At 51.1% G+C, this 1125-nt stretch carries 1 protein-coding gene; it reads left to right on the forward strand.

Features of this window, described 5'->3' with window-relative positions:
- Positions 1 to 999: helix-turn-helix domain-containing protein (locus tag WMO64_RS17015; RefSeq protein ID WP_349232765.1), on the forward strand; the 999-nt coding region annotated here is incomplete at its 5' end.
- Between the last annotated feature and the right edge of the window lie 126 nt (positions 1000 to 1125).

Consider the following 1125-nt stretch of genomic DNA (forward strand, 5'->3'; position numbering starts at 1 on the left):
CAAGGTGCTGTCGTCTCCCGACAAGTACAGTTTAACGAAAAATCGGGTCTGTTCCCGTATATCCAAGAGGTTGGAAAACGGGTGCGAAAAGCGGAAATTTCCACGCTTATAGAAATCTATGCTATAATGGGAAGCAGAACGAAAGGGGGCGCGGATATGAATATCAAATTGACGATCCCGGAGCGGCTCAAAGATTTGCGGACCGAGCGCGGCCTGACGCTGGAACAGCTTTCCGAGGCGACGGGCATTTCCCGTGCCGCCCTCGGCAAATATGAGGCGGACGATTTCAAGGACATCAGCCCATTCAGCATCGCGGCGCTGGCAAAGTTCTATGGGGTATCCGCCGATTACCTGATGGGATTGACAGAAACAAAAAATCACCCAAACATAGAGCTGGAGGCCCTGCATTTGGGTGACGGTGCGATTGAAGTATTGAAGGATGGGCAGTTTAACCACCGGCTGTTGTCGGAGCTGATCTGCCATAACGATTTTCAGCGGTTGATGCTGGATGCAGAAATTTATGTTGACCGTATCGCGGATATGCGGATCAACGACATGAATGCCGTGCTGGAGACCGTGCGTCAAATGGTGCTGGCAAAGGAAGGCGATGGGACAAGTGATCTCTATCTGCGCACACTGGAATTGGCGCAGGTGTCGGAAGAAGAATATTTCGGTCATGTGGTTGCAGATGACCTGACAAGGATACTCCGCGATATTCGGGAAGCCCACAAAACCGACAGCACAACAGCCGACGATCCATCCGCCGCCGCACAAGCCCAGCAGCAGTTGCAGACCGCCATGAATTTCGAGGGCAGCAGCGACGAAAAGAAGGCGAGGGCCTTTCTGGTGACCTTCGGCATTGACTATGATGCGATCACCAAAGAGCAGTTCGTTAATCTGATCGAGGTTCTGCGGCTGTCAAAGCACATGAAAAGCCCCATAAGCCAGCGGGGCAAAAGCAACATGACACACGGAAAAGGGAAAAGAAAGCGTAAATAGGCAAGAAAATACGCCGTATCCAGCAAAATTTGCTGAATGCGGCGTATTTCTCCGTTGCCCAATCCTGCCTGACAGATGCCATAATCGTAATTCTTTCAAATCACTTTCTTATGACCACCTGTCCCA

The sequence above is a fragment of the Pseudoflavonifractor intestinihominis genome (assembly GCF_040096055.1).
Lineage (GTDB): Bacteria > Bacillota > Clostridia > Oscillospirales > Oscillospiraceae > Pseudoflavonifractor > Pseudoflavonifractor intestinihominis.